The sequence below is a fragment of the Edaphobacter acidisoli genome, from assembly GCF_014642855.1.
Classification (GTDB): domain Bacteria; phylum Acidobacteriota; class Terriglobia; order Terriglobales; family Acidobacteriaceae; genus Edaphobacter; species Edaphobacter acidisoli.
This window is the reverse complement of the sequence record NZ_BMJB01000003.1, coordinates 99,688-125,463: the sequence shown is the minus strand read 5'-3', so window position 1 is coordinate 125,463 and position 25,776 is coordinate 99,688. Positions and strand designations below refer to the sequence as shown.

Annotated in this window: 16 protein-coding genes; 5 read left to right on the top strand and 11 right to left on the bottom strand. The window is 61.0% G+C overall.

The annotated features are described in order from the left end of the window. Positions 1–17 precede the first annotated feature (17 nt). From IEX36_RS15425 to IEX36_RS15405, 5 genes are all read right to left on the bottom strand, one after another. Positions 18–2,270 carry a beta-glucosidase family protein gene (locus tag IEX36_RS15425; RefSeq protein ID WP_229669060.1) on the bottom strand — a complete coding sequence of 751 codons (2,253 nt, stop codon included), beginning with the start codon at positions 2,268–2,270 and terminating at the stop codon, positions 18–20. 174 nt (positions 2,271–2,444) lie between these two features. Then, positions 2,445–2,867: a VOC family protein gene (locus tag IEX36_RS15420; RefSeq protein WP_188760470.1), complete on the bottom strand. Its 423-nt coding sequence runs from the start codon at positions 2,865–2,867 to the stop codon at positions 2,445–2,447. A 65-nt stretch (positions 2,868–2,932) separates the two neighbouring features. Next, positions 2,933–3,271 (bottom strand): hypothetical protein, encoded by a 339-nt coding sequence (locus tag IEX36_RS15415; RefSeq protein WP_188760469.1) that lies wholly within the window; start codon positions 3,269–3,271, stop codon positions 2,933–2,935. Positions 3,272–3,555: 284 nt separating this feature from the next. Beyond that, positions 3,556–5,016, bottom strand: a complete 1,461-nt coding sequence (locus tag IEX36_RS17675) for an ATP-binding protein (RefSeq protein WP_188760468.1) — start codon at positions 5,014–5,016, stop codon at positions 3,556–3,558. A 23-nt stretch (positions 5,017–5,039) separates the two neighbouring features. Beyond that, positions 5,040–6,686 carry a response regulator gene (locus tag IEX36_RS15405; protein WP_188760467.1) on the bottom strand — a complete coding sequence of 549 codons (1,647 nt, stop codon included), beginning with the start codon at positions 6,684–6,686 and terminating at the stop codon, positions 5,040–5,042. 246 nt (positions 6,687–6,932) lie between these two features. On the opposite strand from IEX36_RS15405, the gene IEX36_RS15400 reads away from it, so the two are divergent. Beyond that, positions 6,933–7,589, top strand: coding sequence for a response regulator transcription factor (locus IEX36_RS15400; RefSeq protein WP_188760466.1), 657 nt, complete (start codon positions 6,933–6,935; stop codon positions 7,587–7,589). On the opposite strand, the gene pruA is transcribed toward IEX36_RS15400, so the two are convergent. Both pruA and IEX36_RS15390 read right to left on the bottom strand, forming a co-directional pair. Beyond that, positions 7,586–9,184, bottom strand: a complete 1,599-nt coding sequence (pruA, locus tag IEX36_RS15395) for an L-glutamate gamma-semialdehyde dehydrogenase (RefSeq protein ID WP_188760465.1) — start codon at positions 9,182–9,184, stop codon at positions 7,586–7,588. The genes IEX36_RS15400 and pruA overlap by 4 nt on opposite strands. A 67-nt stretch (positions 9,185–9,251) precedes the next feature. After that, positions 9,252–10,670 carry a glycosyltransferase family 39 protein gene (locus IEX36_RS15390; protein WP_188760464.1) on the bottom strand — a complete coding sequence of 473 codons (1,419 nt, stop codon included), beginning with the start codon at positions 10,668–10,670 and terminating at the stop codon, positions 9,252–9,254. 135 nt (positions 10,671–10,805) lie between these two features. On the opposite strand from IEX36_RS15390, the gene IEX36_RS15385 reads away from it, so the two are divergent. Further along, positions 10,806–14,345, top strand: coding sequence for a trifunctional glycoside hydrolase family 18/polysaccharide deacetylase/glycosyltransferase family 2 protein (locus IEX36_RS15385; RefSeq protein ID WP_188760463.1), 3,540 nt, complete (start codon positions 10,806–10,808; stop codon positions 14,343–14,345). A 644-nt stretch (positions 14,346–14,989) separates the two neighbouring features. Here the strand turns inward: IEX36_RS15385 and IEX36_RS15375 are convergent. Next, a complete protein-coding gene (locus IEX36_RS15375) occupies positions 14,990–17,419 on the bottom strand; it encodes a fibronectin type III domain-containing protein (protein WP_229669059.1) in 2,430 nt (809 codons plus the stop codon). A 498-nt stretch (positions 17,420–17,917) separates the two neighbouring features. Here IEX36_RS15375 and IEX36_RS15370 point away from each other — a divergent pair, with 498 nt between their 5' ends. Together IEX36_RS15370 and IEX36_RS15365 are read left to right on the top strand one after the other, a co-directional pair. Next, positions 17,918–18,940 (top strand): M23 family metallopeptidase, encoded by a 1,023-nt coding sequence (locus IEX36_RS15370; RefSeq protein WP_229669058.1) that lies wholly within the window; start codon positions 17,918–17,920, stop codon positions 18,938–18,940. A 277-nt stretch (positions 18,941–19,217) separates the two neighbouring features. After that, the gene (locus IEX36_RS15365) at positions 19,218–20,447 is read left to right on the top strand and encodes an HD-GYP domain-containing protein (protein WP_188760460.1); all 1,230 of its coding nucleotides are present in this window, start codon (positions 19,218–19,220) and stop codon (positions 20,445–20,447) included. Between the two features lie 10 nt (positions 20,448–20,457). Here IEX36_RS15365 and IEX36_RS15360 read toward each other — a convergent pair whose 3' ends face one another. Next, a complete protein-coding gene (locus IEX36_RS15360) occupies positions 20,458–20,697 on the bottom strand; it encodes a hypothetical protein (RefSeq protein WP_188760459.1) in 240 nt (79 codons plus the stop codon). 105 nt (positions 20,698–20,802) lie between these two features. Next, positions 20,803–22,107, bottom strand: coding sequence for an aspartate aminotransferase family protein (locus IEX36_RS15355; RefSeq protein ID WP_188760458.1), 1,305 nt, complete (start codon positions 22,105–22,107; stop codon positions 20,803–20,805). 271 nt (positions 22,108–22,378) lie between these two features. Between IEX36_RS15355 and IEX36_RS15350 the strand changes: the two genes are divergently transcribed. Next, on the top strand, positions 22,379–23,980 hold the full coding sequence (locus IEX36_RS15350) for a hypothetical protein (RefSeq protein WP_188760457.1): 1,602 nt from the start codon (positions 22,379–22,381) through the stop codon (positions 23,978–23,980). A gap of 100 nt (positions 23,981–24,080) precedes the next feature. Here IEX36_RS15350 and IEX36_RS15345 read toward each other — a convergent pair whose 3' ends face one another. Then, a complete protein-coding gene (locus IEX36_RS15345) occupies positions 24,081–25,526 on the bottom strand; it encodes a PQQ-dependent sugar dehydrogenase (RefSeq protein ID WP_188760456.1) in 1,446 nt (481 codons plus the stop codon). Positions 25,527–25,776: the final 250 nt, after the last annotated feature.

Below are 25,776 nucleotides of genomic sequence, written 5' to 3'. Positions count from 1 at the left end.
CGAAGCCGAGCGGTGGGTTACTGCGCGACGTGCAGCGTGGCTTCGAGCGGGGTTTCGTTCGAGGATGCACCTGCGAGGATTTTGTAGTCTCCGGGCAGAAGCTGCCAGCCGTCTTTGGCGGTGTCGAAGACGGAGAGGTAGAGCGGGTTGAGCGTGAGGGTGACGTCCTTCGATTCGCCGGGTGCGAGCTCGACGCGCTGCCAGGCGACGAGGCGCTTGTAGTCTTCGTGTGCGGCTGTTGGGAGTTTGGCGTAGACCTCGGCGATCTCGGTGCCTTTGCGCGTGCCGGTGTTCCTGACGGTGAAGTGGACGGTGCGCGCGGCGTCGTCGACGGTGAGGCCGGAGTAGGCGTAGGTGGTGTATGACAGGCCGAAGCCGAAGGGGAACAGCGGCTGCTCGTGCTGCTGCTCGAACCACTTGTAGCCGACCGCTGCGCCTGCGGTGTAGTGGAGGTCGAAGGTTTGGGTCTTGTGGCCCTTGCCGTCGATGTAGACGGCGCCATGGCGGGTGCTGGCGTCCATGCCGACGATCTGGGGGTGCGGCAACTGCGCGTCGTCTTTGGCGAAGGTGGCGGCGAGCTTGCCGGAGGGATTGATTGTGCCGAAGAGGATGTTGGAGAGCGCTTGAGCGCCGCCGATGCCGGGATACCACGCTTCGACGATGCCTTTCACTTTGTCTGCCCACGGCATCGAGACGGGGCCGCCGGTTTCGAGCACGACGATGGTGTTCGGGTTGGCGGCGGCGACGGCCTCGACGAGTGCGTCCTGATTGTGGGGCAGCGAGAGCGTATGGGCGTCGCGGCCTTCGCTCATCCACTGGGTGACGAAGACGATGGCGACGCTGGATTTTTTGGCGAATTCGGCGGCGGCTGCGGTGTCGGTGCCGTCGTTATAGCTGATGGTGGCGTCAGGTGATTTTTTGCGGATGTATTTGAGTGGCGAGGACGGGAAGTAGACGGGTACGCCCCAGCGTGCGCCGCCTTCGCGCGGATGCACGGCGTCGCCGTTGGGCGCGTCGACCTGCGCGGAGCCTCCGCCGGAGAGGACGGCTACGTCGGCGTGGCCGCCGATGAGTGCGATGGATTCGGACGGCGCGGCTTTGAGCGGGAGGATGCTGTCCTGATTTTTGAGCAGGACGATGCTTTCTTCTTCGATGTGCTTCGCGTCGTCGCGGCCCTGGAAGGGATCGACTACGGTGCGGATGGGCGGGTTGTCGACGACGCCTGCGGCGAACATGCTGCGGAGGATGCGGTGCACCATGTCGTCGAGACGCGACTGCGGAACTTTGCCGTCGAGTACGGCTTGCTTGAGCGGAGCAGCGAAGTAGCCGTCGTCGCCGGGCATCTCTTCATCGAGGCCGTTGAGAGCGGCTTTGACGGTGGTGTGGGTGCCTCCCCAGTCGGAGAGGACGAAGCCTTTGAAGTGGAAGTCCTTCTTGAGGACCTGGTTGAGCAGGTAGTCGTTTTCGCAGGCGTAGTCGTTGTTGACGAGGTTGTAGGAGCACATGACGCCGGAGGGGTCGGAGATGCCGATGGCGACCTGGAAGGCGAGCAGATCGGATTCGCGCATGGCTTTTTTGTCGAGGAGGACGTTGACCTCGGTGCGTCCGGTCTCCTGATCGTTGAAGGCGTAGTGCTTGACGTCGCTCATGACGTGCTGGGCGAGGACGCCTTTTTCGACGTAGCCGTCCATGGTTCCGGCGAGGACGGGATCTTCGCCGGCGTACTCGAAGTTGCGGCCGTTGCGGGGCTCGCGCATGATGTCGACGCCGCCGCCGATGGTCATGTTGAAGCCCTGGTCGCGCAGCTCGCGGCCGATGACGGAGCCGTAGAGGAAGGCTGCGTCGGTGTCCCAGCTACAGGCTGCGGCGAGCGTGGAGGGCAGCAGCGTGGCGTAGCGTCCTTGATAGGCGGCCATGCGGATGCCGACGGCGGAGTCGGCGAGGTTGAGGTCGGGGATGCCGAGGCGGTCGATGCCGTGTACGAAGCCTGCGCCGAAGTTTGAGCGTGGGTCGAGTGGAGCACCGGGACGCAGTACGCCCCAGCCGTCGCCGTGGACCATCTGGATCTTTTCGTCGAGCGTCATCTGTTTGACGACGAGGTCGGCGCGCTGGTCGGGGCTGAGGGACTTGTTCATCCACGGCATTTTGGAGAGATCAGGTTGCTGGTGGCGGGTCTGTGCGCCTGCTGTTGCCGAACCAAGTGCGGCCATCGCCAGCACAACCATTGCAGAGAAAAATTTCGTGCTATTGCACCGTCTGGATACTTGCATCGTTCGCTTCCTTCTTCTTCGATTCAGGACGCAGCTTGTCGTTCTGCCGCCCGCAAAACCGTTGTGCTGGTCGCCAAGCAGTCTATCCTAACTAAATCGGTATAGGTAAGGGGTTTTGTAAATATATTTTTGAGGAAACCCTTTAGGCAAAGGTTTGACCTCCGCTTGGGTGCGTCACTTTGCGAAGAGCTGACTGGGATCGGCGAAGGCCTTGAACTCGAGTGCGTTGCCTGCGGGGTCGAGGAAGAACATGGTTGCCTGCTCGCCGGTCTGGCCCTTGAAGCGGATGTATGGCTCGATGATGAAGTGGATGTGCGCGTTGCGGAGGCGCTCGGCGAGGCGCTCCCACGCGTCCATGGGCAGGACCACGCCGAAGTGAGGCACGGGGACGTCGTGGCCGTCGACGGGGTTGTGGTGATGGCCGGGCGCAGAGGCGCGCGGCTTGAGGTGCGCGACGATCTGGTGGCCGAAGAGGTCGAAGTCGATCCACTGGTCGGAGCTGCGGCCTTCGGGGCAGCCGAGTGTGCCGCCGTAGAAGGCGCGCGCGGCGGCGAGGTCATCGACGGGAAACGCGATGTGGAAGGGAGTGAGAGTCACGGTGCGCTCCTGACGCCTATCTTACGATGGCGGCGTCAGGAGCGACACGAACGTCGTTGTGCGGGCTATCGCTGGTTGTAGAAGCCCTGGTAGTAACCGCGGAGATAGGCGTTGCGAAAGGCATCGCGGTATGGGCCGAACGGGCCGAGCGCAGGATTGTAGCCGGGGCAGTCGTGGTACTTGCGGTCGTGACGCGGATGATAGCCGAAGCGGTTGTAGGCATCGCGGGCACCATCGTCGTGGCCTGCGCGGAAGCCATCGCGATTGGCCTGTTGGATGAGGGGCGGAACGCTTTGTGGAGGCGGCGGAGGCGGTGGAGGCGCGTAGTAGTTGGGGTGCGAACAGCCCGCAGTGAAAATGACTCCTGCGGCAACGAGAGGTAGTGCAAAACGAGAGAGCTTCATGGTGTCCTCACACATTCCAGCCGCGTCTGAGTGCGGCGCGTTCTGAAGCTACAAACGCGAGTGCGGGGGAAATGTTGCCGTGAAAAAGTGACGCGGACGGGTGATGCGATGGCGATGAGTCAAGGAAAGACAAAAGCAGATCCTCCCGCTGCGCGGAAGGATGACAACTGTTTTGGGCAGTCGATGGAGGATGACAACTGTTTTGGCAGTTGATGGAGGATGACAACTGGTTTTGCAGGCAAACAGCGAGGACTCCAATTGTTTTGGAATCGTCTGATGATTCGTTACTGGCGGGTGGCGGGGATGCGCACGACGAATTCGGTGTTGCCGGGTACGGAGGAGAAGTGGATGCTGCCGCCGTACTGGTCCACGATGCGCTGCACGATGCCGAGGCCGATACCTGTGCCTACGCCGACTGGTTTTGTGGTGTAGAACTGGTCGAAGATCTGAGGCTGGATCTCTGCGGGGATGCCGCCACCGTTGTCGGCCACCATGACGCAGAGCTCGGTGTGCGGATTGGCGCCGTTCGCGTCGGACTTCTCGGCCCACGTGCGGACCTGGATCTTGCCCTTCTGGGGCGCGGCGTCGATGGCGTTGTCGAGGAGGTTGGTCCAGATCTGATTGAGGCCGGTGGAGTCACTTTCGAGTGGAGGGAGATCGGGGCTGAAGGTCTTCTCGATGGTGAGCTCTTTCTCGCGCATCTTGTGGGCGAGGATGAGGATGGTGGCGTGGATGCTCTCGTTGACGTCGATGGCCTGGCGTTTGCCTTTGCCTTCGTACGCATATGATTTGACCGCGTGAACGAGGTCGGTCACGCGGCCAATGCTCTCTTCGATTGTGCCTACAAGTTGCATGCTCGAAACCATTGCGTCGAGCCAGCTGAGTGCGTCGGAAAGCATTTCGCCGGGAAACTCGGCCCTCGCGCAGGTGAGTTCTTTTTCGTCCATGCCGATGGAGACCAGTGTGGGAGCGAGCTTCCAGGCATTCTCGACGTTGACGGACTCAAGCCACTCGGCCAGATGCTCCTCGGCGTCGCTCTGCTCGAGTGAGCTCATCACGCGGGGTTTTTGTTCAGCGAGTGCGAGGTCCTGCATCTCGAACATGCACTTTTTCTGTTCGATGGTCAGGTCTCTCTGCTTGAATTTGCGCGAGAGCTCGTGCATGCGCATCAGGTTCTGACGGAGCTGCGAGGCGGCGCGGCGCGCGGCGGAGCCTGGATTTTTGAGCTCGTGCATGAGGCCGGCAGCGAGTGTGCCGAGGGACGCCATTTTCTCCTGCTGGATGGTGACGCTTTGCATGCGCTGGAAACGGTCGCCCATGTTGGCGAGGATGGCTTTGCGAACCGTCGGGCAGGTGGTCATCAGATTCCAGAAACCCTGCTCGCTTAACTGCAGGAGGTCGGAGTCTGCCGCGGCCCTTACATTGACGACGCAGGGGATGTTTGCCAGCAGAGGCACCTCGCCGAAGGCAGCGCCTTTGGGCATGGAGGCTACCGAGGTTTCGCGGCCATCGGGCTGCACCCAGAAGATCTGCACCTCGCCTTCGAGCAGAATCCAGAAATTGTGAACGGACTCGCCCTGATGCACGAGTGTCGTTCCTTTTGTCAGCCGGATTTCTTCGACGCCTTCCAGGCAGCGTAGCTCTTCATCCTTCAAAGACGACAGAATGGGTACGGTGCGCAGCTTCTCGACGAGAGCTTCGCTCATCGCTTCCTTGTTCTGGACTGCCTGGGCCTGTTCGTTCATGGTCGTTCTGTTCTTGCCGCCTTTCACAATGTTGCTAAATACTGGTGCACAAACTGAATTGCGATGGAGCCTTCGCCAACGGCTGAAGCGCACCGCTTCACGGAGTTATACCGCACATCGCCTGCAACAAACACGCCGGGGACGCTGGTCTCGAGCAGATACGGCTCGCGGTCGAGCTTCCACGACTTCGGGCACTTCGCTTTGAGTTCGGGACCGGAGAAGACGAAGCCCTTGCCGTCGCGCAGGACATCGTTCGGCAGCCAGTCTGTCTTGGGCTCGGCGCCGATGAAGATGAAGAGCGAGCTGGTGGGGCGTGATTCTTCGCCATGCGGCGTGCGGACCATCAGGCATTCTAGATGGTCGTTGCCGGAGGCGGCTATGACTTCGGTATGGGTTTCGACGATGATGTTGGGCGTCGCCTCGATCTGGTCGATGAGGTACTTGGACATGCTTTTGGCGAGCGAGTCTCCGCGCACGAGCATCCGCACCTTGGCAGCGTAGCGGGAGAAGTGCATCGCCGCCTGTCCGGCAGAGTTTGCGCCGCCTACGATGTAGACCTCTTCGTTTGCGCATGCCATTGCTTCCGTCAGGGCCGCGCCGTAGTAGATGCCAGCGCCTGCGAACTTGTCCGCTCCCGGTATATCCAGCTTGCAATAAGAGACGCCTGTTGCAATCAAACAAACGTGGCATGTCACCTCGCGTCCGTCCTTCATGCCAACGACGCGGTACTGGTTTTCCTGGCGGATGCTGGTGACTTTTTGCAGAAGGAACTCGGCGCCGAGGCGGCCGGCCTGGAGGAAGGCGCGCTTGGCGAGCTCGTCTCCGCTGAGGCCGTTGGGGAAGCCGAGGTAGTTTTCGATGCGTGAGCTGGAGCCGGCCTGGCCACCGGGTGCGTTTGGCTCGACGATGAGTGTCTTGAGGCCCTCGGACGCGCCGTAGACTCCCGCGGCGAGGCCGGCGGGGCCTGCACCGACGACGACTACGTCGTAGAACTGCTGCTGCGCCTGGGTCGAGATACCGACCTTGTTGGCGAGGTCGATGGTGGTGGGCTGGACGAGCGCGGTGCCGTCGCCGAAGACGACTACGGGGAGCTTGGAGTCGTCGAGGCCTTTTTCCCTGAGCAGATCGACTGCTTCGGTGCTCTGCTCGGGCGTCAGCCACTGGTAGGGGATGCGGTTACGCGAGAGGAAGTCGCGGACGGCGTGGTCCTTGGGCGACCAGCGGGTGCCGATGACCCGAATGCCTTCAAAGGGAGGTTTGTAGCCTTGCTTCCAGGCTTCGAGCAGGTCGTCGAGGACCGGGTAGAGCTTTTCTTCGGGCGGGTCCCAGGGCTTGTTGAGGTAGTAGTGGATCTTGGCCGAGTTGATGGCGCGGATGGCGGCTTCGGTGTCGGCGTAGGCGGTGAGGAGGACGCGTTTGGCCTCGGGATAGATGGTGAGCGCCTGTTCGAGGAATTCGACGCCAGTCATGCCGGGCATGCGCTGGTCGGAGAGGAAGAGTGCGACGATGTCCTTGCGCTCCTGCAACTGGCGGCAGATGTCGAGCGCGGCTGCGCCAGAGGCCGCACGGATGATGCGGTACTGCTGGCCATAGTGGCGGCGCAGGTCCTGAACTACGGCTTCCAGCACACTGGTGTCGTCGTCGATCGCGAGCAGAATTGGCTTCGGCATACTCTTGTTATACTTCGCCCGCCCGTTTCGGGCGAAGCGGCGCACACTCGGCCGCGCCAATCTTTCGATTCATATGAACAGGTTTAGGGTGCAAAATCGTAAGCCATTGATGTAGCGTGGTTAACGGACAGTCGTTTGGGAAGAGCCCCATTGTCCGATTTGCAGACAATCGCCAGAGGGGAGTTGTGCCCGCCGATGAGTGCAAAAACGGGGAAGTTGAACCCGGCAGGGAGACAAACGACACTCATGAACCGACTTATTCTGGCCGACAATCAGGCAATCTTCAGGGCTGGAGCGGCCCGCGTGCTGGCGCTGGAAGACGATATGCGCATTGTGGCCCAGTGCGAGGACGTGGCGAAGCTCTTTTCGGCTGTGGACAGCTTTCGCAATGCGACGGTGATGGTCTCGACCAGCCTGTGCCCGGATTTTGCGGCGCTGGTCTCACACACACAGCCGCTTGGAAGCCACGCGATTCTGGTTACGGAGAACACGGAGCAGCTTGCAGAGAATGTCGTCCATCTCTTCGATGGCGTGGTGCGGCGCAATATCCTGGGCGCGGACCTGGTGGACTGCGTGCGCAGGGTGTCGAGTGGGCAGCGCTATGTGCAGCATACGAACGTGACGACGATGCATACGGCGGACTCGGTTGGGACGCGCGTACGCGACCGGCTGACGCCGAAGGAGATGCAGATCGTCTCGCTGATCGTGCAGGGGTGCAAGAACAAGGAGATTGCGAGCCAGCTTGGGACCAAGGAACAGGTGATTAAGAATTACCTGCGCGGGATTTATGACAAGACGGGTGTATCGGACAGGCTGGAGCTGGCGCTGTTCACGATTCATCATCGCGTGCTGGCCGAGGCTGCGGCGAAGGCAGGGAACCTGCTGCAGATGAGGTCTGCTTAGCGCGTCAGTTTTTCTCCGATGCTCTTGGCTTGCGTGAAGAGCAGCAGGTAGTCGGGGCCGCCGGCTTTGGAGTCGGTGCCGCTCATGTTGAAGCCGCCGAATGGGTGAGCGCCGACCATGGCGCCGGTGCTCTTGCGGTTGAAGTAGAGATTGCCGACGTGGAACTCTTCGGCGGCACGGTCGAGCTTCTCGCGTGAGCGCGAGTAGATGGAGCCGGTGAGGCCGTATTCGGTGTTGTTGGCGATGGCAAGGGCGTCGTCGTAGTTCTCGGACTTGATGATGGCCAGGACAGGACCGAAGATCTCCTCCTGCGCGATGCGCGCGGTTGGGGAGACGTCGGCGATGACGGTGGGAGCGATGTAGTAGCCGCCTTCTGGCGTTTCGATGGAGTGGCCGCCATTCAGCAGACGGCCTTCGCCTTTGCCGATTTCGATGTAGTCGAGGATTTTTTTGTAGGCTTTTTCGCTGATGACGGGACCGGTGTAGACGTTCTCGGCGGGATTGCCGGTTTTGATTGCGGATACGCGCTCGCGGAGCCGGTCGCAGAAGCTGTCGTAGATGGTCGCGTCGACGATGGCGCGCGAGCAGGCGGAGCACTTCTGGCCGTTGAAGCCGAAGGCGCTGGCGACGACGCCTTCGACTGCGGCGTCGATGTCGCAGTCTGCGTCGACGATGATGGAGTCTTTGCCGCCCATCTCGAGGATGGTGCGCTTGATGAAGATCTGGCCCGGGTGGGTTTTAGCGGCCTGCTCGTGAATCTCGAGGCCGACGGCTTTCGAGCCAGTGAAGGAGATGAAGCGCGTCTGCGGGTGCCGGACGACGGCGCTGCCGAACTCGTGTCCTTCGCCGGGGCAGAAGTTGACGACGCCGTCGGGAAGGCCAGCCTCGATGAGGATGTTCATGAATCGCGCGGCGATGGTGGGGGCATCGACGGATGGCTTCAGGACGACGGTGTTGCCGCAGACGATGGCTGCGGCGGTCATGCCAGCCATGATGGCGAAGGGAAAGTTCCACGGCGAGATGACTGCGCCGACACCGAGCGGGATGTAGCGCAGACGGTTGCGTTCGCCGGGGTACTGAATTGGGGTCGTTGCGGCGTCGAGACGAAGGGCTTCGCGGCCGTAGAATTCGAGGAAGTCGATGGTCTCGCCTACGTCGGCGTCGGCTTCGGCCCAGTTCTTGCCGGCTTCGTAGACGAGCCAGGCGTGGAACTCGAACTTGCGCTGGCGAATCAGCTCGGCCGCGCGGAAGAGCAGGCCTGCGCGCTCGGGGACAGGGACGGTCTTCCACTTGAGGAATGCCGCTTGCGCTGCTTGCATTGCGGCTTCGACGTGCTCGGCGCCAGCGCGCTGATGAATGCCGACGACTTCAGCCGGGCGCGCGGGGTTTGAGGAGACGATCTTGCTGGTGGTGCGGAGATGTTTGCCGCCGATGATGAGGTCGTACTCGCGGCCCAGACTTGCAGTGACCAGGTCGAGCGCGTCTCCCATCGCGCGCTTGTTTTCTCCCTTGCTGAAGTCGACGAACGGCTCGTTGGCGAAGGGCGTAAGCGAGATCGAATAGGCGGTCGTGGGCGAGAGTTCTGCGGTGGCCATAGGGGTTAGATTCTAGCGCGGCTGTGCAGGGTTCGTCTCGCGATTGATTGGTTTTGATTATCTTTTATTATTTTTCCGGCAAAGCGGCTTCGGCCTTCAAGGCGGCGTTGGCTTCGGGGTTGAGACTCGGCTTCCATAATGCTCCGGACCAGACGATGAGGAGAGGGAAGAATTCGAGTGTGTAGCGCGGCTCGGAGTTGTCGAGCGTCAGCAGCAATGCCAATCGGAGCAGCAGATAACCTAGCATGGCCCAGGCCAAGGCATCGTTGCCGGTCCAGTTCCTTTTGCGCCATTGCCAAAGACCTGCACCGCCGAGCAGGAGGTAGACGAGATTTAGCGCGGCGTAGGCGATGGAGAACGCGCTTCCTTTCGGATGCTGGCTCCACTTCCACCATTCGACCGTGACGGGGAGGATCTCGGTGCGGGGACGCAGAAGCATGTTGAGGACGCGAGCGACGGGGAGCGCAACGTAGTAGCGAAGCGGGTCGGCGTGGATGCGCTCACGCGCCAGTGCGGCAAAGCGCGCGTCGAAGGCGGAGGTTGCGTTGCAGGTCTCGTTGTATTCGGCGAGGAGGGCGCCGGTGCGGAAGTACTGGTCGTCGGAGTCGAAGGCTCGCGTGGGCAGGTCGCTGATCTCGACCGTGTTTGCGTTGTAGTTCCAGTAGACGTCGTCGGTGGAGGTGAAGTCGATGGCCCAGGTTCTGTACCAGCGATAGAAGCCTTTAGGGACGAACTCACCGGGGTCGGCTGCGGATTTCGGGGCGAGCGGTTGCAGGACGTGGAAGGTGTTCCAGTTGCGCGCGGCCCAGGGCGCGAGTGGAAGCACGACGCAGATTGCTGCTGCGGCTACCGGCGCGATGGTTCGTGCATGCGTGCGCAGAGACATCCAGAGCATTGTGGGAATGATGGCGGCGGCGAGCAGGCATTGCTCGGGGCGCAGCAGCAGCGAGTAGGCCATCGCGGCGGAGGTGGTCCAGAGCCAGCGGTTCCAGCCGAGCGCTGCCGCGCGCCAGCGTTCGAGGCTGTAGAACGCGAGCGCGATGGTGGCGAGCGTCAGTGTCTCGGTTAGCGGGGCCGCGACGTAGTTTGCCGTGAATGGGCAGAGGACGGCGAGCCAGAGCGCAGCCATCGCGGCGCGCTTGCCGAAGAGGCGTCCGGCCAGCGCGCTGACGAGAAGGCAGGTGCCGAGGTCAATGATGCATTGGACATACATGACCGCGGTGTAGTGGTCGATACCGAAGATTCGAAAGCAGAGAGCGACAAAGAGCGGATATCCGGGCAGACGGATGAGAGTAGGCAGTGGCTGGGCGCCGCGCATGGCAAAGCCGTAGACACCATGGGTGAGCCAGTTTTTAGCTATGTCACCGTAGACCAGCGAGTCGCCGCCTATGGCGCCGGCGAGGCTGATGAACCGGAGCCGCAGCAGGGCTCCGAGGGCGAGCGCCACCGTAGTCCACAACCATGTTCGCAATTGTCTGCCGCGCATTTAAATGCATCATACTGTTTGTGTAACGACGCTGCGTATCGCAAACAGAACATGCTCGCGAATGCGTTGACTTCAAGTAGTGCGGCTGCATACGATTGCAGATAGCGCTTAATTGACTGGCTGTAACTTTCCGAGATGAACAAACAAGTTTTCTATGATCCGCAGCGTAAGCGCTGGAAGAGGCTGCGACGCATCTTCGACATACTGGCCCTCGCAGGACTGTTGCTGGGGACCTTGTTCATCATCAACCTGTTGCGAATGAAGCCATTGCCGGAGCTGCTCCTGGCGACTCCGAAGCGTAACTATCGCGCGCTTGCCACTCCTCCTAAGAGCGCGAAGACTGTCCAGAAGCTGCGTCGGTCCGCCCATCGTAAGACGGATACGAAGCCGTCGGCGGTGCCGCTGAACTCTGGCGAAGGTCTTCGTGCGGCATACTATGTAGTCGACGATCCGGCCAGCTATTCTTCGCTCAAACAGCACATCAGCCAGATTGACCTGCTCTTTCCTGAGTGGCTTCATGTGGTTACGCCTGACGGTTCTTTGACCGGCTATTCGGAAGACAACACGCCTTTTGCTGTGGTCGATTCCACTGGAGTGCATCAGGTGGACCGCGAGAACCAGGTTGCCAGGACCATCGCGAAAAACCACGTCAACACGGAAGTCTTTCCGCTGGTCAATAACTACGATCCGACGAAGGGCTACTTTCTGCCGGAGATCGGCGATTTTCTGAATGATGCCGACGCTCGGGCAAACTTCGTCAAGCAGATCGATAAGTTTTTGTCGGCCAATCCGGGTTATCACGGCATTTCGCTCGACCTGGAAGAGATTCCGACTGACGCGCAGCCAGGCTTCAACGCGCTGGTTGGCGCTTTGTATGACGACTTTCATCCGCACAACTGGAGCTTGTATGTGAACGCTCCGGTTGATGACGATGACTTCAATCTGACGTTCCTGGCCAATCACTCGAATGGCCTGCTGCTGATGAACTATGACCAGCACCAGATCGATAGCGGACCGGGACCGATTGCCGCGCAGGACTGGTTCCTGAACAACCTGAAGACAGTGCTGAAGACTGTGCCGAAGGACAAGATTATTTGCTCGGTGGGCAGTTATGGCTACGACTGGAGCACGACGCTGCCGCCGCCTCCGCGCCGTGGACAGCGACCGAAGCCACAGCCGGAGAAAGTATTGGGATCACGCAATCTTTCAACGCAGGAGGCATGGCAGGAGGCTTACGACTCCGAGGCGCAGGTAGCTCTCGATCCGGACTCGCTGAATCCGCACTTTGCCTATGACGATGAGGACGCGCACATCCGGCATCAGGTGTGGTTTCTGGATGCAGTGACAGTGCTGAACGAGATGCGCGCGGCGCAGGCGCTCGGCATTCAGACGTTTGCTTTATGGCAACTCGGTTCTGAAGACAACTCGCTGTGGAAGATCTGGGACTCGCCGAACAAGGTGGACCCGATCAAGGCACTTGCAAAGGTCCCTCCGGGATACGACGTCGATACCGAGGGCGATGGAGACATTCTGCGCATCACGCGACGGCCACAGGATGGCGAGCGCACGATGACGATGGACGATGATGAGTCGGTCCCTGTGGGTTATCGCACGATCTCTCAGGAGACGATGAACTCGTATCCGCTGTCGTACACGGTCCAGCAGTATGGGTATAACCCGAAGAAGATTGCGCTCTCGTTCGATGATGGGCCCGATCCTGTATGGACGCCGAAGATTCTCGACATCCTGAAGAAGTACAACGTCAAGGCTACGTTCCTGATGATTGGCGAGAACGCCGAGAAGAACGTGGGCATCATGGAGCGTGTGTACCGCGAGGGACACGAGATCGGCAACCATACCTTCACGCATCCTGACATCAGCGAAATTTCGAACGCTCAGGTGGACCTGCAGCTGAATCTGACGGAGCGCTTGTTTGCCGCGAAGCTGGGTGTGCAACCGCTGTTTTTCCGTCCACCATATTCGATTGACCAAGAGCCGGATACTAACGATCAGGCTGCACCGGTCGATCGCATCCAGAACATGGGTTACACCATTCTGGGGAACAAGATCGACACGAACGACTGGGACGAGCATCCGCGGAAGAGCCCGCAGGAGATTACGGACAGCGTCTTCGAGCAGATTGCCGGGATGAAGGACAAGCCCTGGACAAAGGGATCGATCATTCTGCTGCATGACAGCGGCGGCGACCGCTCGGCGACGGTGGCGGCGTTGCCGTTGCTGATTACGAGCCTGCGTGCGCATGGCTATGAGATTGTTCCGGTGTCGGACCTGCTGGGCAAGACGCGCGATCAGGTGATGCCTCTGCTGACTCCGCATCAGAGATGGCAGGCGAGGGCAGACTCGGTTACGTTCTTCTTTGTCGGCTTCTTTCAAAACTTTCTGGTTGACCTGTTCTTCATCGGCGACGTGCTGATGAGCGCGCGGCTGATCATTATGGGAGTCTGCGCGCTGATCGACCGCTTCCGCAAGCGGCCGAACTATGCGGATGCGAACTATATGCCGCGCGTCGCGGTGCTGATTCCTGCGTACAACGAAGAGAAGGTGATCGTGCGGACGATCCGTTCGGTGATGATGTCGAACTACAAGAACATCCGCATCATCGTGATCGACGATGGCTCGACGGACAAGACATACGAGGTAGCGAAGGCGGCTTATCCGGCGGACATCGCTTCGGGCCGGTTGACGGTGCTGACGAAGCCGAATGCGGGCAAGGCGGAGGCGCTGAACTATGCGCTCGATCACTTCGATGAAGAGATTTATGTCGGCATCGACGCGGATACGGTGATCGCGCACGATGCTATCGGGCGGCTGGTGCCGCTGTTTGCTGACCCGAAGATCGGCGCGGTGGCGGGCAATGCGAAGGTCGGCAATCGCGTGAACCTCTGGACGCGGTGGCAGGCGCTCGAGTACATCACGAGCCAGAACTTCGAGCGGCGCGCGCTGGATTTGTTTGACGTGGTGCCGGTGGTTCCGGGGGCGATTGGCGCGTGGCGGACGTCGGCGGTGAAGGTGGCTGGTGGATACCACTCGAACACGGTGGCCGAGGACGCCGACCTGACGATGAATCTGCTGGAGCAGGGTTACGCGGCGATCTACGAGGACCAGGCGCTGGCGTTTACCGAGGCCCCGGTGAATGCAGATGGGCTGATCCGGCAGCGGTTCCGCTGGTCGTTCGGGATTCTGCAGGCGGTGTGGAAGCACCGCGGGGCGATTACCCGGAACAAGGCGATGGGACTGTTCGCGCTGCCGAACATCCTGATCTTCCAGATCTTTCTGCCGCTGGTCTCTCCGCTGATCGACCTGATGTTCGTGTTGGGTGCGATCCACTTCGCACTGGATCGGTACTTCCACCCGCTGACGGCTTCGCCGGATAGCTTCTATAAGCTGCTGGCGTTCTTCCTGGTCTTCCTGGTGATCGACTTCATCACGTCGGTGCTGGCGTTCATGCTGGAGCGGAGGCATCCGGCGAGCAAGGGAGATGCCTGGCTGCTGGTGCACATCTGGATCCAGCGGTTCACGTACCGGCAGGTCTTTGCGGTGGTGCTGTTCAAGACGGTGAAGCGGGCGATCGATGGGAAGCCGTTCAACTGGGACAAGCTGGATCGGACGGCGAAGATGTCGGCTGAGACGGACAGGCTGACGGAGGTGCGGTAGTACCCCCTCCCCCGGTACTTGAGTACCAAAGTATTCGATTGATTGGGGTTATGGGTGGGGTACTTTTTGTAAAGTCTTGATTTCATTGAGGGCCCCCGAGTGCTTTTGTAAGGTATTGATTTCAAATGAAGAAGCCCCGGATTGCTCCGGGGCTTCTTTATTTTCTGGCTGGTTCTATTTTACGGGATTGGGGGAAACTCGACCGCCAGTTTGCGGAGATTTATTTGACGTTTGGTTTGTTTGATTTGCGGGGGTTTTGGGCGAGTTGAGGGGTTGACACCGACGTGGCTGCTTTGGACGGGATGCTGGAGGTTGTGGCTGAAAGGGGTTGGAGGTATGGGTGGGATTCGGCGGTGTCAGGGTCCTTCGACTGCGCTCCCTGCGGTCGCTTCGCTCAGGATGACGGGCTTTTTCCTTACGATGGCAATCTTCGCTCAGGATGACGGGCTTTTTCCTTACGATGGCAATCTTCGCTCAGGATGACGGCTGTTTCCCTCACGATGACATTGGCTCAGGATGACGGCTTTTTGTAACGACAACTGCAAAGGTTCGCGTTTTGCGCGAATGGCCCCAGGTCTCGGAATCGAGACCCTTCGACAAGCTCAGGGCAGGCTCTGGGGCACCCGTGTGTTTGCTGAAGGGGGTTAGCGGCGGACGTTGATGGCGTCGATGGTGAGGGGCTTTCCTTCGCCTGCGGCATTCATTGCGGCTACGGTGAAGTGAGGCTTCTCGCCGGCTTTGAGTGTGAGGGTGTTGAAGGTGACGTGTTTGCCGTCCTGGAGTGCGATGACGTTGCGTCCGGTGAAGACGACTTTGCGTCCGCTGGAGAGCACGGTGACGACGTAGGCGACGATGGGCGATTCTTCGCTGCGCGGTTCGGTGGGTTGAGGGCTGGAGAAGTGGATGCTGACGACGTTGCCGTCGCGGAACGCTGCGGCGCTGGCGGGTGCCGCGGGCGGAGCGATGGCGAGCGGCTGCACGGTGATCTCCGGTGAGGGAAGCGAGGCGGAGCTGGCGCCGTTTGCGTTGCTGGCGGTGACGGTGAAGGTGTAGCGCTGACCGTTGTGCAGGCCTTTGAATTCGACGTAGGCCTTGTTTGAGAACTCAGCCGCGGGCACATGCAGCGTGGTGCCGTCGTTCGCCTTGACGGTGTAGGAGGTGATGGGTGAGCCTCCGTCGAATACGGGCGGGTTCCAGCTGATGTAGGCGCTCGAGTCTTTGGCGAAGCTGGAGACGCGGCTGGGCGGCTCCGGGGCGGTCGGGCGCGTGAGCGGCTGGGTGGCGATGGCACGGAACGCGGGTTGGATGCCGGCGTTGGTGAGCAGGGTGGAAGGCGCTTCGTTGAGCTGCGCGATGAGGCGGTTGCCTGCGTAGCGCACCTGCTTTTGATCGGCGTCGGGGTCGCCCTGCTGGTAGTAGTTGTTGAGGATGGCGAGCGGGTCGAACTGGTCGCCGTTCTGGCCGTCGTAGTAGTCGTGGTGTTTGGAGTTGATGTCGTCGTGGTTGGCGTGGAAGACGACGTTGTGGTCGATGGTGATCATCGCGGAGCCGTTGTCGGTGTAGATGCCGTGTCCGGAGCTGAACTGGCTGGTGATGACGTTGCCGGTGACACGCTCGCCGTCGCTGAGGTCTTTTCCGGTGCGGCCCTGGGTGTAGATGCCGCCGCCGTCGGAGAGGACGAGCATGAAGTCGCTGATGCGATTGTCGGAGAGTACGTTGTGCCCGGAGTTGTTGGCTTGTCCGGGGAGCTTGATCTTGTCGGGCCAGCCGCCCCAGCCGATGGAGATGGCGGCGTAGGGGAGATGGTCGAGCTGGTTGTGCGCGACGAGAGTGCTGCGCGCGTAGCCGATGACGATGCCGATGCCACCGCGATACTCGGCGCCAACGTTGCGGAAGAGATTGTTTTCGATGCGATTGCCGGAGGTGAAATCGGAGATGGGGGCGAGGGGCTGGTCGACGTTGCCGAGCTCGAGGCCGTTGCCGGAGATGTCGGTGAAGATGCAGCCCTCGACGAGCGAGTTTTGCGTGCCGTCTCCCATGGCCAGGCCTGCGGCACCGAGATGCGTGAAGGTGTCGCGGAGAAAGGTGATGTTGCGGCCGGTGGATACGGCGACGTTGCCGGGTTCGGGCGTCCACTTGCCGAAGGGACACTCGCCGTCGGGCACGAGTTTGCAGAGTCCCTGGCGGTCGTAGCCATGAGGGCCGGTGACCATGTAGTTGGCCTGGATCTCGGAGAAGCCTTCGTTGGTGGAGGGGAAGAGCCAGGTGGCGTAGGAGAAGGTGAGGCCCTCGAACTTCAGGTTGCTGACGGGCTGCGATGCGGTGCTCTGGACGTCGATGAGCTTTTCGAGCACGGGCGCTTCGACGTCGGCTGTGTTCAGGTTTTCGCCGGGGCGTGGGGTGTAGTAGATGGTGTGGGCGGCGCGGTCGAAGTAGAACTCGCCGGGGGTGCCGAGCAGCTCGAAGGCGTTCTCGATGTAGCTTGGCTGCTTGCCGACGGACTTTGGCCCGACGAGGTTTGCGGTGCGTGCGCCGGAGGGCAGCATGACGCGCTGGGTGGAGTTCGTCCAGCAGGGCTCGGCTACGGTGATGGCGTCGCCGGCGATGGAGGCGATGGGGCAGCGCGGCTGCGTCCAGGAGCCGAGGCCCATGGAGCGAACGTTCCAGACGCTGTTGCCGCCGGTGTAGACGAGCTCGATGTCGGTGGGGTTGCGCCAGTGGCTGAGCTGGTCGGATGACGCCTGGTAGCCGGTGGCGGTCATGGTGAGGGCGACCGGGAGCGGGCCGCGGTCGCGATGGGCGCGGACGCCGTCGACATAGAGCTGGCGGGTGTTGGTGAGGCCGGCGGGTGCGGGCGCTTGCCAGAGGTTGCGGGCTTTGTCGACAAGTGTCCAATGGGTGACGCGGACGCCGCCGCTGATGACGGGATGGGCGCCGGGAGCGGCGGTCAGGGAGAGGCCGTCATCTGCGGGGGTGAGGACGAGCGGGGCGGTGAGGCGGTAGAGGCCGCCGTCGAGGATGACCTGTTTGCCGGAGTGGAGGGCGAGGTCGCGCGCGTGCTCGAGTGTGCGCACGGGATGCTGCCTGGCGCCTGAGGCGGAGTCGGACCCGCGTGGGGAGACGTAGATCTGTGCAGGGGCAGAGACGCTTACAAGGAGGGCGATTGGGAGCAGGAGCGATCGATATGCCATGTGTATGAGACGTTAGGGGCTCGGCCGCATATTTGTCAATGAGAAATATGTTTTGCTAGTGAAATACGTGGGCGATTGTGCTGAGAGGGCGTCTCGATGGTTTCGGGGTGAAACTTGATGGGTTGGGGCTCGTCTGGAGAAGTGATGACCCGAAAGTGGGATATCGATTGTGGAAGACGAGTCTAAAGTAAGTTGCGCAGGTGTTACCTGTTTGGTACGCTCTTCAAAGGAAGCCCTCGAGAGAATTGCAATTTGGAAATGACAATTGCTGAAACGCATTTGGCTGCGATGATTGTGTGCTTTGAACGTGTGATGGCGTAATTGCAATCTCTCCTGACCGCTGTGTTGCTCGCGGTCGAAATCCGGGCCAAGGTTCGAGGATTGAGTTTCAGAAAAAAGTACTACATTATTTTCGTCAGCCGTGACGAGGATGGGACCTTGGATAAGGTTCCGGTGCCTTTGCATTATGCGTACATCTTTGTAGCTGCGGCGGCGATCGGCTTGTTTACGATTACCGGGCTGGCGGGGTCGTATACGCGAATGCTGGTCAAGACGGCGAAGTTCAATCAGCTTCGCGCGGACCACAATGCGCTGCAGCAGGACTATGCGCATCTGGAGAAGACTGCGCATGAGAAGGACGTCGAGGCGGCTTCGCTGGGGTCGCTGGCGGGCGAGGTTTCGGCGCTGTATGGGCTGACGGCGAACAAGCTGGCGATGCCGGTGGAGAAGCTGACGAGGCGGCGCGGGAAGACCGATGTGGCCGAGGAGATTCAGAATACTCCGCTGGTTGATCCGAACAATGCGATGACGGACACGTCGTATTACAAGTCGGTGGACGCGTTTTATGCGCTGCGCAGCTCGGCGATGAATGGGCTGGCGACGCGGGCGCTGGCGACGATGGGCAGCCGTGCGCCGTCGGGGTTTGGATCGCCGTTTGATATGCCGACGGTGGGCGCGGACCTGGCTTCGTATATTCCGACGCTATGGCCGATCATGGGGCCGATTACGAGCAGCTTTGGCGAGCGTGAAGACCCGGTGCTGGGCAATGGCGAGGGCGAGTTCCATGCGGGCATCGATATTGGCGCGCCGAATGGGACGCCGATTCGGGCGACCGGCGATGGCGTGGTGATGAAGGCTTCGATGGGCAATGGATATGGCCGCGAGGTGATCATTGACCATGGGCATGGGATCGAGACGCTGTATGGGCACATGTCGGGGTTTGCGTGCGCGGCGGGCGAGAGCGTGGTGCGTGGGCAGATTATTGGCTATGTGGGCCACAGCGGGCGGACGACGGGTTCGCACCTGCACTATGAGGTGAGGATTCACAATACGCCGGTGAATCCGCATAAGTATCTGCGGGTGACGCTGGCGGGGTTGGGTGACTCGACGGTGAAGGGTTCGTAATTCTGGTTCGATGAAGTGATGAAGGGCTGGCCCGCGCGGGCCGGCCCTTTTTGCTATTGGTGGGCTAAAAGTCTTGATGGGTGGGACTTTTAGGGCGGATGTGACCCTTTTGGGGAATATCGAACGGGGGATGAGATTTCTATATTCGGGGATGGAGCTGGTGCGGTGTTATATGCCGCGCTGGAATATTGGGCCGGGTGGTTAACTTCGGCATGGGAAGCGACGATCTATGGCAGGGAAGTCTATGACAGTGAAGTCATCCTCGTTGGAACAGAATATGCGGAAGAGGGAAGAGGCCATCTCACTGTCGGAGGTGATCTCGGCACTGGGATATGCGCTGGAGCTGAAGGAAGGCTCGGTGAAGGGGCATGCGCAGCGAAGCTGCCTGGTGGGGATGCGGATTGGGCGCGAGATCCGGCTGGGCGCGGTGGAGATGGACGCTCTTTACTATGCGCTGCTGCTGAAAGACGTTGCGGGAAATTATTTTATTGATGGGATGGATGTGGCGCAGGCTTCGCTGCGTGCGGTTCGCGGCGCGAGCATTATGCGCAAGCTGGGCTTGAATGAGCTGGCCGCAGAGGCGGTGCGTTGCGCGGAGGAGCGCTGGGACGGCGGAGGGATTCCGGACAGCCTGCGCGGAGAAGAGATTCCTCTGCTGGCGCGAATCTGCGCTGTAGCGCGGTATCTGGATACGGTTGCTTCAGTGAGCGGCACGCGGCGGGCGATGGATGCGCTGGCAGAGCGTGGTGGAAGCTGGTTCGATCGCGGTCTGGTGCGCGTGGCGGAGTCGATTGCAGAGCGTGGTGAGTTGTGGAAGGGCTGCTTCTGGGGTGAGCAGCAGGACGAGACTCGGCATGTGGTGTGTGATCTGGATCCTGGCAGACGCGAGTATCGCGAGGCGGCGGAGATTGACCGGGTATGCGAGGCGTTTGCCGATGTGGTGGATGCGAAGTCGCACTTTACGTTTAGTCACTCGATTGGCGTGGCGGACGCGGCGCGTGGGATTGCAGAGCGAGTAGGGTTGCGCGAGGACCGGGTGCAGGTAGTGAGGCGCGCGGCGCTGCTGCATGACATCGGCAAGCTGAGTGTGTCGAACAGGATTCTGGATAAAGTGGGTGGATTGAATGCCGCGGAGTGGCGTGCGGTGCGGCAGCACCCGGGCTACACGCGGCGGATTCTTGAGCACGTGGAGCCGTTCCATGAGATCGCGGTGATTGCAGGGCAGCACCACGAGAAGCTGGATGGCTCGGGATATCCGAACCGGATGGTAGCGCGCGATCTGTCGCTGGAGGCGAGGATTGTTGCAGTGGCGGATATCTATGGTGCGCTGTCGGAGGACAGGCCTTATCGTGCGGGACTGGAGTTCGAGCAGATTGTTCCGATTCTGAAGGACCTGGCCCCGAAGAAGCTGGACCGCGATTGCGTAGAAGCTCTGGTAGACGTCGTTGCGAGCCACAGGAAGCCGGTGTTTGCGCATGCGACACCGCTGGTTTATGCGGCGGTTTGATCGCAGGTTGCTATGCCGTGACTGAGAGGAAGTGCTTGAAGGTATCTTCTGCCGGCGGCTCCTGCTGATTGGAACTGCCGGATGTGTCCGGCTCTATTGCGAGGATAGCTTCACTGTCGACAGTGTCTGCAAAGGTGCCGAGTTTTTTTCGGACATTGGCGGCAGCCTTCCTGGTTTCAGCGGCACGCTGCGCGCTTTGTGACGGGCCCAGTGACAGCGCCTGGATATTGATGTGGCCGTGAATGTGCATGGATCTCTCCTTCTCCTGCGTCTTCAATTTGCAGCAAACGAAGTGCCATAGTGGACGGTGGGTGAGATGTGAGAGGCCTAATGTTCCAGCGTTTTCGCGGATGGCTCAAGCGGTATGGTGCAGGTTTGCCGTGACGGTGGCGAAGGTTTTATCGAGCAGGCGGAAGGCTTCGTCTACGTCGGATTTGGCGATGTTCATGGGTGGTGAGAGGCGGAGGACGTTGTTGTACATGCCTCCTTTGCCGATGAGCAGGCCGTTTTCGCGGGCGGCTTCGAGCAGGGCTGCGGTGGCTTCGGGCGCTGGCTCTTTGGTCTTCGGGTCTTTGACGAGCTCGAGCGCTTGCATGAGGCCCATGCCGCGTACGTCGCCGATGATGGGATATTTCTGCTGGAGTTCGAGGAGGCGTTCGCGCAGGTAGGCGCCGACGACGGCGCAGTTGGTGCGGAGATCGTCTTCTTCGATGAGGTCGATGACGGCTTTGGCGGCGACGCAGGTGACGGGGTTGCCGCCGAAGGTGGCGATGGTGGGGCCTTTGTAGGCGTCGGCGACTTCGGGCGTGGCGACGGTGAGGCCGATGGGGTGGCCGTTGGCTAGGCTCTTGGCGGCGGTGAGGATGTCGGGCTCGACTTCCCAGTGCTCGATGCCGAACCAGGTTTTGCCGGTGCGGCCCCAGCCGGTCTGGACCTCGTCGGCGATGAAGTCTCCGCCGTACTGTTTGACGATGTTGAAGGCGAGCTTGAAGTACTCTTTCGGCGGCGTGATGAATCCGCCGACGCCCTGGATGGGTTCGGCGATCATGCCGGCGATAGAGCCGGAGGTGCTGGACTGGATGACGGCTTCGATGTCCTGCGCACAGGCCACGTCGCAACTGGGGTAGGTTTTGCCGAGCGGACAGCGGTAGCAGTAGGGGTTCATCGCGTGGACGATGCCGATCTGATAGGAGACTTTGCGCCAGGAGCTGATGCCGGTGAGGGCGCGCGTCATGGACGAGCGGCCGCTGTAGGCGTGGCGGAGGGCAAGGATTTCGAGGTTGCCGGTGTGCTGGCGGGCGGTGTCGATGGCGGTCTCGTTGGCCTCGCTGCCGGAGGAGGTGAAGAAGCTCTTTTCGAGGCGGCCAGGAGTGATTTGGGCGATTTTTTCGGCGAGCGCTACAGCGGTCTCGTTTGGATAGAGCGTGGAGGTGTGTTGGAGTTTGTCGATCTGGGCCTTCATGGGGCCGGTGACGCGCGGGTTGGCGTGGCCGACGCCGACGGTGACGATGCCGCCGAAGAAATCGAGGTAACGCTTGCCCTCAACGTCCCAGATGTACTGCATCTCGCCGCGCTCTAGTGGTAAGGGATCGCGGAAGTAGGTGGCGACGGCGGGGAAGATGAACTGCTTCTGTTTGCGATTGATTTCCTGGCGGTCCATAACGTCTTTTTTCCTTGCTTCGGGTTAGAAGAACACTATACGTTCTTTCAGGGAAGCGGTTTGGAAGCCGGTAGACTTATGCGATTCAGCAGAGGCTATGGGGTAATGGAGCATGCGCGGCTCCTCGCAGGGCATTGATGTGGTGAACATCAACTGCGCGTTGAAGTTTGAGAAGACCAACCTGGTTTTTTGTGAAGTTCGTCCAATACTGAAGTGTTCAAGTGCGGCAACTGGATGATGTTGGCCGATTTTATTTTGGAGTAGCGGATATTTGGCAACAACAGTAGCTGCACCTATCGTTCTGGAATCGTCCCCGGCGGCAAGCAAGCGCGAGCAGCGGTTTGGCGCGGCGTTGGGCGCGGTGCTGACTGTGCTGGCTGTTGCCGTGAGCGGCTATCACCCCTATGCCGAAGACGGCGGGCTGTATATGGCTGGGGTGAAGTGGCTGCTCGATCCGAAGCTGTATCCGCATGAGACGGTGTTTGTGACCGAGCACCTGCGGTTTTCAGTGTTCGCGCACGTGATGGCCGGGCTGGTGCGGTGGTCGCATCTGGGGCTCGAAGCGGTCTTCTTTGGCGTGTATGTGGCGAGCATCTGGGCGACGCTGTTTGCGGCGTGGCTGGTGGCGGCGCGGTGTTTTCGCTCGCGTACGGCGCGATGCGGCGCGGTGGCTCTGCTGGCGGTGTGGCTGATGCTGCCGATCGCGGGTACGTCGCTGATGCTGATGGATCCGTATGTGACGGCGCGGAGCATTTCGACACCGTGCGCACTGTTGGCGCTGGCTGGGGCGCTTGGGTTCTTTGTTTCGGAGGATGGAGAGCAGAGGCGCGGACTGCTGCTGATGGTGGCGGCGCTGGTGGTGGCAGGGGCGATGCATCCACTGATGGCGGGCTATGCACTGGCTTGCGTGCTGGTGCTGGCGTGTGTCGCGTCGGAGAGCCTGGCGGTGCGGCGGTGGGGTACGGCGGCGCTTTGCGTGGGAGCAGTAACGATGGCGGAAGTGGTGTCGAGGCTCGCCCCGCCAGAGAGCGCGATCTATCGGCAGGCTGCGGTGACGCGGTACTACTGGTTTTTGAGCCGGTGGCACTGGTATGAGTGGATGGGTCTGGTGGCTCCGCTGGTGATTCTGGCGGTGATTGCATTTGGCCGGCGTGAAGGTAATGCGGCGCGTGCGGCGCTGGCGCGGATGTCGGTTGTGTGCGGCGTGATGGCGATGGGGATTGCGCTGGTGTTCGCGCGGGTAGATGCGTCGAATTATCTGGTGGCGCGGATGCAGCCGCTACGGGTGTTTCAGATTGTTTATGTGGTGATGATTCTGCTGCTCGGTGCGGCTGCGGCGAAGTGGATGCTGCGGAGACATGCTGTTCGATGGACTGCGGCACTGGCAGTGCTGGGTGGGTTGATGACGTTTGCCGAATGGCAGACGTTTCCGGATTCGGCGCACCTGGAGCTGCCTGGCATGAGGCATGGAAGCGCGGCTGAGAATCAGTGGGAGCAGGCGTTTCAGTGGATCAAGCTGAATACGCCGAAGAACGCGCTGTTTGCGCTGGATGCACACTATATTTCTGAGCCGGGTGAGGATGCGCAGTGTTTTCGCGCTCTGGCTGAGCGGAGCGCGTTGCCGGATTACTCGAAGGATGGCGGTGAGGTTTCGATTACTCCTGCGCTGGCGCCTGCGTGGGCTGCGGGTGAAGGTGCGCAGAAGGGGTTGAGCAAAGAGACCGATGCGCGCAGGATTGCTGCACTTGCTCCGCTGGGCGTGGATTGGGTGGTGCTGGACAGGAATGCAGCTACGGGTTTCTCTTGCGGCTTTGAGAATGGTGCGGTGAAGGTGTGCCAATTGCCGCAGACGGTGGTTGCTAGCCGCCGGTAGTGATCCCGGTAAAGCTGCTACGGAATGGAAATACAAAAAACGAGAATGGAAATGCAGGCAAATTGAGCCGCAGCGATGGAGAATCGCTGCGGCTCAACGTTCATTTGCCGGTGTAGGTGATGTGCCAGACGCTGCGGGAGCCGTCGTCGGTGACGAAGAGGCTGCCGTCTTTGGCGACGGCTACGCCGACAGGTCGGCCCCAGACCTGGCCACTGTTGACGACGAAGCCGGTGAGGAAGTCCTCGTACTCGCCGGTGGCGTGGCCGTTCTTCATGGGGATGTAGATGACTTCATAGCCGGCGCGGTTCTTGCGGTTCCAGGAGCCGTGTTCGGCGGCGAAGGCCCCGCCTGTGTATTCGGATGGGAACTGGGATTTGTGGATGGGATAGAAGGCCATCTCGAGCGAGGCCATGTGAGGCTGCACGATGACGTCAGGGGTGCGGACGTGCGATGAGATGTCTTCGCGCTTGCAGTTCGCGGCTTCAGCTTCAGTGAGCGGTTTGGTGAGTTGCGGGTTGGGGCCGGTGCCGTTGGCGCAAGGGTCCTGGAGGCGCGGGTCGCGGTGGCCGCCCATGTAGTACCAGGGCCAGCCGAAGAAGCTGTTTTCGGGGACGCTGGTGACGTAGTCGGGGACGAGGTGGTTGCCGAGGTTGTCGCGCTCGTTGGTGGAGCACCAGAGTGAGCCGGTGATGGGGTTGATGGCTTCGCCGACGCAGTTGCGGAGGCCGTGGGCGTAGACCTTGATGAATTTGCCGTCGGGTGTGTATTCGAGGATGTCGGCGCGGTGGAACTCGCGGGGGTGGGTGTCGGCGTCGTCGACGTTGGAGCCGGAGCCGACGGAGACGAGCATGTGGTTGCCGTCGGCGGTGAAGACGACGTCACGTGTCCAGTGGCCGCCGCCGCGGAGCTGGGCGTAGCCGGGGATGTCGGGGATGATGGTCTGGGGTGCGCCGGTCGCATGCATGTCGCCGGGGTGATAGGCGAAGCGCTGGATGGTGGTGGCGTTGCCGACGTAGACCCATTTGGGATTGGTCGCGGGATAGAAGGCGATGCCGAAGGGATGGTCGAGGCCGGTGGCGAACTTTTCGATGTGGGTGGCCTTGCCGTCGGGACCGACGCCGCGGAGGACGAAGACGATGCCGGCTTGTGAGTCGGCGAGAAAGAGGTCGCCGTTGGGCGCGAAGGTGATGAGACGCGGCATGACGAAGGTGCCTTCGGCGGCCTGGTGGGTCTGGCGGCGGTTTTCGCTGCGCTGCATGGGGGTGGAGTCGCCGCCGGCGTAGAGGGTGACTTTGAAGCCGGCGGGCGCGGTGGGCCAGGCGTTGTCCGGGCGCGGGACTACGGTGGGTCCGTTGTCTACGGCTTCGTCGGGCTTGGGCTCGGGCAGGTCGGCGAGGGTGATCTTATGGCGGACGCCGGGCTGCTGCTGGTTCCAGTCGGTGAAGGCTGCCTGGCCAGTGAGGACTTTGCCGGATTGCGCGAGGAGAGCAGGTGCAGTGAGGGCCGCGAGTGCGAGGAGGGCGAGGGTGCGGGTACGTCCGGACATGGGCGGGGTTCTCCAGGAGAGATTTGCGTGGTGCCGGGGATGAACAATTTTGTTCGTAGTGAATTGTATATGGCTTAGGTTAATCGGTTCTACCACTGCATTCCTCCCCCTTCGACTTCGCTCAGGGTGCGGAGTGGAAATGCAAAGGGGCTGGGCGAGTGTGTTCATTCCCACTCATGCGCGATGAAACTGCGTATGAATGGGGCGCCCGAACGTTTGTGGCTGTTGAAGGAGAAAGCAGATTCCTCCC